General features: G+C 48.2%; 9 protein-coding genes. All 9 read left to right on the top strand.

Going from position 1 to position 8,027, the window contains the following annotated elements; translation table 11 throughout:
- Positions 1-220: 220 nt before the first annotated feature.
- The 9 genes from pabB to lysS all read left to right on the top strand — a co-directional run bounded on the left by pabB (position 221) and on the right by lysS (position 7,662).
- Complete coding sequence (gene pabB / locus ABMB67_RS23005; RefSeq protein ID WP_354573444.1) at positions 221-1,675, top strand: aminodeoxychorismate synthase, component I; 1,455 nt, start codon at positions 221-223, stop codon at positions 1,673-1,675.
- Positions 1,676-1,688: 13 nt separating this feature from the next.
- Positions 1,689-2,285 (top strand): aminodeoxychorismate/anthranilate synthase component II, encoded by a 597-nt coding sequence (gene pabA / locus ABMB67_RS23000; protein ID WP_251225300.1) that lies wholly within the window; start codon positions 1,689-1,691, stop codon positions 2,283-2,285.
- Entirely contained in the window at positions 2,270-3,136 is an 867-nt protein-coding gene (pabC, locus tag ABMB67_RS22995; protein ID WP_354573443.1) for an aminodeoxychorismate lyase, read from the top strand. The genes pabA and pabC overlap by 16 nt, the downstream gene beginning before the upstream one ends.
- A complete protein-coding gene (folP, locus tag ABMB67_RS22990) occupies positions 3,133-3,969 on the top strand; it encodes a dihydropteroate synthase (RefSeq protein WP_251225302.1) in 837 nt (278 codons plus the stop codon). The genes pabC and folP overlap by 4 nt, the downstream gene beginning before the upstream one ends.
- Positions 3,962-4,324, top strand: coding sequence for a dihydroneopterin aldolase (gene folB / locus ABMB67_RS22985; protein WP_251225303.1), 363 nt, complete (start codon positions 3,962-3,964; stop codon positions 4,322-4,324). Before folP ends, folB begins: the two co-directional genes overlap by 8 nt.
- Positions 4,321-4,848, top strand: a complete 528-nt coding sequence (gene folK / locus ABMB67_RS22980; protein ID WP_251225304.1) for a 2-amino-4-hydroxy-6-hydroxymethyldihydropteridine diphosphokinase — start codon at positions 4,321-4,323, stop codon at positions 4,846-4,848. Before folB ends, folK begins: the two co-directional genes overlap by 4 nt.
- The gene (locus ABMB67_RS22975) at positions 4,800-5,003 is read left to right on the top strand and encodes a helix-turn-helix domain-containing protein (RefSeq protein ID WP_251225305.1); all 204 of its coding nucleotides are present in this window, start codon (positions 4,800-4,802) and stop codon (positions 5,001-5,003) included. Before folK ends, ABMB67_RS22975 begins: the two co-directional genes overlap by 49 nt.
- Before the next feature lie 27 nt (positions 5,004-5,030).
- Positions 5,031-6,032, top strand: coding sequence for a tRNA dihydrouridine synthase DusB (dusB, locus tag ABMB67_RS22970; RefSeq protein ID WP_251225306.1), 1,002 nt, complete (start codon positions 5,031-5,033; stop codon positions 6,030-6,032).
- 133 nt (positions 6,033-6,165) lie between these two features.
- Entirely contained in the window at positions 6,166-7,662 is a 1,497-nt protein-coding gene (gene lysS / locus ABMB67_RS22965) for a lysine--tRNA ligase (RefSeq protein ID WP_251225307.1), read from the top strand.
- Positions 7,663-8,027 lie beyond the last annotated feature (365 nt).

The raw sequence follows: 8,027 nt of genomic DNA, 5'->3' as shown, positions 1-8,027 counted from the left end.
AAGGTGTAAACTTAGGAACCGCCGTATACCGAACGGTACGTACGGTGGTGTGGAAGGTCGGCTACTCAACTAATGAGTAACCTCCTATCCGATTCTGGGAGATCCGGTTTTTCGCAAATGATAAGTTTGAGAAAAACCAGCCTCTATTGATCGCTTATTGTGTTTTCGCTCCGTTCTCATGTAGAATAGACAAAAAGGAACTGGAATGGGAGGGACCTCTTTGGAGCAACGATTTGTGAACTGTCAGTCAGGCCGGGTCAAAAAAGTGTCGTCCTTCTCTTTGGCAGAAGATTGCTGGTATGAGCGTTACAAAAGTCTCGCGGCAGGAGAACCGCATCATGTTTTACTGGAAAGCGGGCGCGGCGGGCGGTACAGTATTATCGGATTAAAACCGTTTGCGATTTTATCAGGAAAAGATCAGCTTTTAACAGTGGTGCAAAACGGAAAAACGGAAGTGAAGCGCGGGCCGCTGTTAGAAGGGGTAAAAAGGGTTCTCTCACCTTACACGTTTGAGACGATTCCTGAGCTGCCGCCCTTTCAAGGCGGAGCGATCGGTTACTTCAGCTACGACATCGTCCGTGAAATTGAACAATTGCCCGTACAGGCGAGCGATGATGTAGGCTTGCCGGACGTTTATTTTATGCTTTTTGATGATGTGTTTATTTATGATCATCAACAAAGTGAACTGTGGGTCATCGTTCATGGCACCCTGCAGTCGGAAGCACGAATGGAAGGCCGGCTGCAGCAGTACAAGCAGCAATGGCAGACACCGCTCTCGACGGTGCAGAGTAAACAGCCCGCTGCCGGAGCAGACAGTGAAGCGTCAGTCGAGGCCTCTTTGTCGGAGCAGGATTTTTGCAGGGCGGTCATGAAAATAAAGGAATATATTGCAGCGGGAGATGTGTTCCAGGTCAATCTCTCTGTCCGGCAAACAAAGGCGCTGACAACGTCGCCGCTTAATGTCTATGACCGGCTGCGGAAGCTCAATCCTTCGCCTTATATGAGCTATTTTCATACACCTGATTTTCAGCTCGTCAGTTCATCGCCAGAGCTTCTCGTTAAAAAAGACGGGGCGCAGCTAAGCACGCGGCCGATTGCCGGCACACGGTCGCGCGGCCGCACGGATGCAGAGGATGCACAGCTTGCCGCGACATTGATTGAAAATGAAAAGGAACGGGCCGAGCATGTGATGCTTGTCGACCTCGAGAGAAACGATCTTGGTCGGGTATCGGCCTATGGCACGGTAGAAGTCGATGAATTAATGGTGATCGAAAAGTACTCTCATGTGATGCATATTGTGTCGAACGTTAAAGGAACGCTTGCCGACGGCTATGATCTTTATGACGTCATCCGGGCGACTTTTCCGGGAGGAACGATTACCGGCGCTCCGAAAGTACGGACGATGGAAATTATTGAGGAGCTTGAACCGGTAAGGCGAGGCGTTTATACCGGCTCGATTGGCTGGATTGGCTTTGATGAGAACATGGAGCTTAATATTACGATCCGGACGATGCTTTGTCACGAGGGCAAGGCGCATGTGCAAGCGGGGGCCGGGATCGTGATTGATTCGGAGCCGCAATTTGAATATAAGGAAGCATTGAAGAAAGCGCGGGCGCTATGGCGGGCGCTTGAGCTTAGTGAAGAAGAGATGAGTAAACAGAAACAGCTGAGCTGAGGAGGAAAAAACAATGATTCTAATGATCGATAACTACGATTCTTTCACGTACAATCTCGTTCAATATTTAGGGGAAATGGGCCATGAGCTCGTGGTGAAGCGCAATGACCAGGTGACGTTAGCTGAAATCGAGGAAATGAACCCGGACTTTTTAATGATTTCCCCTGGGCCATGCAGTCCGAATGAAGCGGGGATCAGCATGGAGGCGATTCGTTATTTTGCGGGCAAGATCCCGATTTTTGGAGTGTGTCTCGGGCATCAGTCCATCGCCCAAGTGTTTGGCGGCGACGTCGTGCGCGCTGAACGGCTCATGCATGGGAAGACATCGGACATTCTTCATAACGGACAAACGATTTTTGAAGGACTGCCGTCTCCATTGACCGCGACGCGTTATCATTCACTGATCGTCAAAAGAGAAACAGTGCCTGACTGCTTTGAGATCACCGCAGAAACCGAGGAAGGTGAAATTATGGCGATCCGTCACCGCGAGCTGCCGATTGAAGGAGTGCAATTTCATCCGGAATCGATCATGACGGCGGCCGGCAAGCAGTTGCTCCGCAATTTCGTTGACACCTATCGAAAGGAGAACCGCGTGTGTTCATCTACCTAAACGGCAAAATTGTTGATCAGGCCGAAGCGAATATTTCTGCGTTTGATCATGGATATATGTATGGGCTCGGGTTGTTTGAAACATTTCGCGTAGATGGTGGTCATCCGTTTTTACTGGATGACCATTTTCTCCGTTTGCATGCCGGTTTACAGACATTGGCGATTGAATGGCGGATGGAACGGGAAGAGGCACTGACGATTCTTTCAAACCTGCTTCGTGCCAATCAGCTGAAAAATGCGTATGTGCGCTGGAATGTTTCGGCCGGGCCGGCGGAGATAGGGCTGCCAACCGGACGCTACGAGCAGCCGACGGTTATTGTCTACATGAAGCCGCTGCCGCCGGTGAAAGCTCAGCTGAAGGACGCCGTTCTGTTACAGATAAGGCGGAACACGCCTGAAGGGGAAGTGAGACTGAAATCACATCATTATCTCAATAATGTGCTGGCCAAGCGGGAGTTAGGTGATTCTCCTGACCAGGAAGGTATTTTTTTAACAGAAGAAGGCCTCGTGGCAGAAGGTGTTGTCTCAAATGTGTTTTGGATCAAAAAAGGTGTCGTCTATACGCCGGCTTTGCAGACGGGCATTTTAGACGGCATTACACGGCAGTTCGTGCTGGCCTTGTTAGAGCAGTGGAGAATTCCGGTGGAAGTCGGCTGTTACAAGGCGGAAGCGCTGCTCGAGGCCGATGCGGCATTTGTGACGAATTCGATTCAGGAAGTCGTACCTTTACGTTCTTGCGGTCAGCAAACGTATCAAACAGATCTGCCCCTTATAAGGAAGCTGTCGGACGCGTTTCAACACTATCGGCAACGGTTATGGAGTAGAGATGAACTTAATGGAGGTTCAACATGATCGAACAACGCAATAAGAAAAACGAGATTTTACAAGAGACAAAGCAGCGTACGCTCGTGATGGGGATTTTGAACGCAACGCCTGATTCTTTTTCGGACGGGGGGAAATTCAATCAAGTGGAAGCAGCAGTTGCCCATGCGCGTGAGCTCTATGAGGCTGGTGCGGATATGATTGATATCGGCGGCGAATCGACAAGACCCAATGCTATTCAGGTTGATCAAGCAGAAGAACTGAAGCGTGTCCTGCCTGTGATCAAAGCGGTCGCCGAGGCGGTCCCGCTGCCAATTTCGATTGACACGTATAAGGCTGAGGTAGCGAGGCAGGCAATTGAAGCAGGGGCGACGATGATTAACGATGTCTGGGGAGCAAAATGGGATCAAAAAATGGCTCAGGTTGCGGCCGATTATCAGGTGCCAATCATTTTGATGCATAATCGTCGCGAAGCCGTTTACAACCATTTAATTGAAGACATGAAGGCTGATTTACAGGAAAGCATCGAGATCTGTCGTGAAGCCGGAGTCAAAAGCGAACAGATTATCCTTGATCCCGGGATCGGCTTTGCGAAATCACATGAACAGAACCTTGAGGTTATGCGGCATCTGGATGTGTTCGTTGAGCTTGGCTACCCGGTGCTGCTCGGTACTTCGCGGAAATCTTTAATTGCGAAGGCGCTTGAGCTGCCTGTCGATGAACGGGTGGAAGGAACAGGGGCGACGGTATGCTACGGGGTGATGAAAGGCTGTCAGATCATGCGTGTTCATGATGTGAAGGAAATGGCGCGGATGGTGAAAATGATGGACGTGCTGATGAGGAAGGGAGAGAAAAATGGATAAAATCTATTTAAATGAATTAACCTTCTACGGATACCATGGTGTTTTTTCGGAAGAAAACAAACTCGGTCAGCGTTTTCTCGTTGACCTCGTTCTGGCGATGGACTTGTCGGAGGCCGGAAGCACCGATGCGATTGACAAAACGATTGATTACGGCGATGTGTATGAGCGGGTTCGGAAAATTGTCGAAGGGAAGCCTGTCAAACTGGTTGAGACAGTGGCGGAAAAGATTGCCGCTGAACTTTTGCGTTCCTATGAACGACTTCAGTCTTGCACGGTCAAAGTGATCAAGCCTGACCCGCCTATTCCGGGACATTACCGCTCCGTGGCCGTTGAGCTGACGAGGTCGCGCTCATGAATCATCATGCATTTATCGCCTTAGGCTCGAATTTAGGGGACCGCCAAGCGTATTTAGAACAAGCTATTGCCCTGCTTCATGGGGAGGATGCGATCAAGGTCCTGCGCCGTTCCTCAATTTATGAGACCGACCCTGTAGGATATGTTGACCAGCAACGTTTTTTAAATATGGTCATCGAGGTGGCGACCTCAATGACGGCAAGTGAATTATTGGAAGTTACCCAGCAGATAGAACTCCAATGCGGTCGCAAGCGTGAGGTGCGCTGGGGGCCGCGGACAATAGATCTTGACATTCTGCTGTTCGACCAAGAAAATATGGAGATGGAGCATCTGATCATTCCCCATCCACGGATGTGGGAGCGAGCTTTTGTAATGGTTCCCCTTATGGAGCTGGAACCGAAGCTCTATATTGAGGCAAAAAGAACGTCTATCGAACAGTTATGTGAAAAGCTGCCGGATAAAGAAGGGATAAAAGTATGGAAGCCAGCATATACGGAAAACGCATTCGAGCATTTAGAAAGTTAAAGGGCTATACGCAGGAGGCTTTTGCAAGGGAGCTTGGCATCTCTGTCTCTGTCCTCGGTGAAGTGGAACGAGGACAACGTCAGCCTGATGAGGAGTTGCTTACTCAAATCGTGACCGTCCTTCAAATTTCAAGATCAGAATTAACATCAAAATAAAAGTAGACTTACAGGGAGGTGAAGCTTGTGCTTAAAATTGGCGATATTGAAATGAAAAATCAAGTTGTGTTGGCGCCGATGGCAGGCGTTTGTAACCCGGCCTTCCGCTTAATCGCAAAGGACTTCGGGGCAGGTCTTGTCTGTGCCGAAATGGTGAGTGATAAAGCAATTCTTAATAAGAATGAAAGGTCGCTCAGCATGCTGTACGTCGACGAACGTGAAAAGCCGTTAAGCTTACAAATTTTCGGTGGAGAAAAGGAAACGCTCGTTGAAGCCGCCAAGTTTGTTGATAAACACACAAATGCCGATATTATTGACATTAATATGGGCTGCCCGGTTCCGAAAATTACGAAGTGTGATGCCGGGGCGAAATGGCTGCTCGATCCGAATAAAATTTATGAGATGGTCGCAGCGACGGTTGAGGCGGTTGACAAGCCTGTTACAGTTAAAATGCGCATCGGCTGGGATGCTGATCATATTTACGCTGTAGAGAATGCCCGTGCAGTGGAGCGTGCAGGAGGCAGTGCAGTCGCCGTCCATGGCCGTACCCGCGTACAGATGTATGAAGGGAAGGCCGACTGGCATATTATTAAGGAAGTAAAGCAGGCTGTCAGCATCCCGGTTATCGGCAATGGTGATGTGACAACACCACAGGAAGCACGCCGGATGCTGGATGAGATTGGGGTGGACGGAGTGATGATTGGCCGCGCGGCGCTCGGAAATCCATGGATGCTTTACCAGACCGTGCAGTATCTTGAAACAGGCAAGCTGTTAGAGCCGCCGACGCCCCGGGAGAAAATTGACGTTTGCATGACGCACCTCGATCGTCTGATTGATTTAAAAGGTGAGCATGTTGCCGTCCGTGAGATGCGAAAGCATGCTGCGTGGTATTTGAAGGGAATGTCCGGCAATGGCCGGATTCGTGACAAGATCAACAGCTTTGAGACAAGAGAAGATGTCGCGACAACATTGTATGCCTATATTGAAGAATTAGAAGAGAATGCAGCAAAAGAAGCAAGTGCGGTTTGACTTTTGCGCTTGACTTCACTATAATGCCTTTGGGACAAGTGTACTGCCAGTGTTTAGCGCTGGCAGTTTTTCTACATAAAGTGCGTTTGACATAAAAGCGGTTTTTTAATGATAAAGAGGAGATGATACATGTATGGCTGAGGAGCTTGAATTAAATGACCAACTGATTGTCCGCAGAGAAAAACTGGCGCAATTGCAGGAACAGGGCCATGACCCCTTCGGATCGAGGTTTGAACGGACTCATACAGCGGCTGCAATGAATGAAGCATATGGGGAAGTGGAGAAAGAGGAGCTTTCAGAAACAAACCATGAAGTGATTTTGGCCGGAAGAATTATGACGAAAAGAGGAAAAGGAAAAGCTGGATTTGCCCACATCCAGGATTTGAGCGGCCAGATTCAAATTTATGTGCGTCAGGATGCAGTCGGAGAAGAGCAATACCAGCTATTTAATTCGATAGATATTGGCGATATCGTCGGAGTGACAGGAACCGCTTTTAAAACAAAGGTTGGCGAGCTGTCAGTCAAGGTTTCGGACTTTAAACTGTTATCAAAAGCGTTGAGACCATTACCGGATAAATTCCACGGATTAAAGGACATTGAGCAGCGCTACCGACAACGCTATGTTGATTTAATTATGAATCCAGAGGTGCGGAATACATTTGTTTTGCGCAGTAAAATTCTGCAATCGATGCGTCGTTATCTTGATTCAAAGGGCTATCTCGAAGTGGAAACACCGACGATGCATTCGATTGCCGGCGGAGCTTCGGCTCGTCCTTTTATTACCCATCATAATGCTTTGGATATGACGCTCTATATGCGGATTGCGATTGAGTTACATCTTAAGAGGTTGATTGTCGGCGGATTGGAGAAGGTTTATGAAATCGGACGCGTTTTTCGCAATGAAGGCGTCTCGACGCGACACAATCCGGAATTCACGATGATTGAGCTGTATGAGGCTTATGCCGATTATCAGGACATTATGGAATTGACCGAGCAGCTGATTGCCCATATCGCCCAGGAAGTGCTTGGAACGACAAAGGTAACTTACGGCGAGTACGAGGTTGATTTAGAGCCGAGATGGAGACGGGTTCATATGGTGGACGCCATTAAGGAAAAGACAGGCGTTGATTTCTGGCAGGAGATGTCTGATGAAGAAGCGCGGGCTATTGCTAAGGAACATAACGTGCCGGTAAAAGAAACGATGACGTATGGACATGTCGTCAATGAATTTTTCGAGCATTTTATTGAAGAAGAATTAATTCAGCCGACCTTTGTCTACGGACATCCGGTGGCGATCTCGCCTTTGGCTAAGAAGAATGCCGAGGATGAGCGTTTCACTGACCGTTTCGAGTTATTTATTGTCGGCAGGGAGCACGCCAATGCCTTTACGGAGCTTAATGACCCGATTGATCAACGGCAACGCTTCGAACAGCAGCTTGTTGAACGGGAGCAAGGTGACGAAGAAGCGCAAATGATGGATGAGGATTTCGTAGAAGCTCTTGAGTACGGAATGCCGCCTACAGGCGGTTTGGGAATCGGAATTGATCGTCTTGTTATGCTTCTGACGAATTCGCCTTCTATCCGTGATGTTCTCTTGTTCCCGCAAATGAGACATCGTGAAGGGGAATAAGAACGTAAAAACGGCAATAACCATTCACTAAGAACAACTGGCAACAACGCTGCACATGATTCTCGTAGTGTGCAGCGATTGTTTTTAAAAAAGATGAAATAAAAGTATTGCAAAGAGAAATTATTAATGTTATATTATTTCTTGTCGCTAAGACAGCGATTTAAAAAATAAAAAATATTGTTGACAAGCCCTATAGAGTTTGTTAAGATATGAAAGTCGCCATCGGCGATTCGAGTTCTTTGAAAACTGAACAAAAGCCAAGCGAAAAATAGGTGACGAATGTCACCGCAAAAAAGTCAGCGGAGCCTGCACAGGATGCAGCGTGAAGCGACTGTCAATTTATTAACGTAAGAGCTTAATCAGCT

The sequence above is a fragment of the Halalkalibacter oceani genome (assembly GCF_040544555.1).
In the GTDB taxonomy this organism is placed as follows: Bacteria; Bacillota; Bacilli; order Bacillales; family Bacillaceae_D; genus Halalkalibacter; species Halalkalibacter oceani.
Note: the sequence above shows the minus strand (reverse complement) of the source record. Positions and strands in the feature narration are given on the sequence as shown.

Coding starts and splice junctions, on each gene's coding strand:
- folK (WP_251225304.1), top strand. CDS start 4,321: ATGAATCATCATGCATTTATCGCCTTAGGCTCGAATTTAGGGGACCGC.
- folB (WP_251225303.1), top strand. CDS start 3,962: ATGGATAAAATCTATTTAAATGAATTAACCTTCTACGGATACCATGGT.
- ABMB67_RS22975 (WP_251225305.1), top strand. CDS start 4,800: ATGGAAGCCAGCATATACGGAAAACGCATTCGAGCATTTAGAAAGTTA.
- folP (WP_251225302.1), top strand. CDS start 3,133: ATGATCGAACAACGCAATAAGAAAAACGAGATTTTACAAGAGACAAAG.
- pabA (WP_251225300.1), top strand. CDS start 1,689: ATGATTCTAATGATCGATAACTACGATTCTTTCACGTACAATCTCGTT.
- lysS (WP_251225307.1), top strand. CDS start 6,166: ATGGCTGAGGAGCTTGAATTAAATGACCAACTGATTGTCCGCAGAGAA.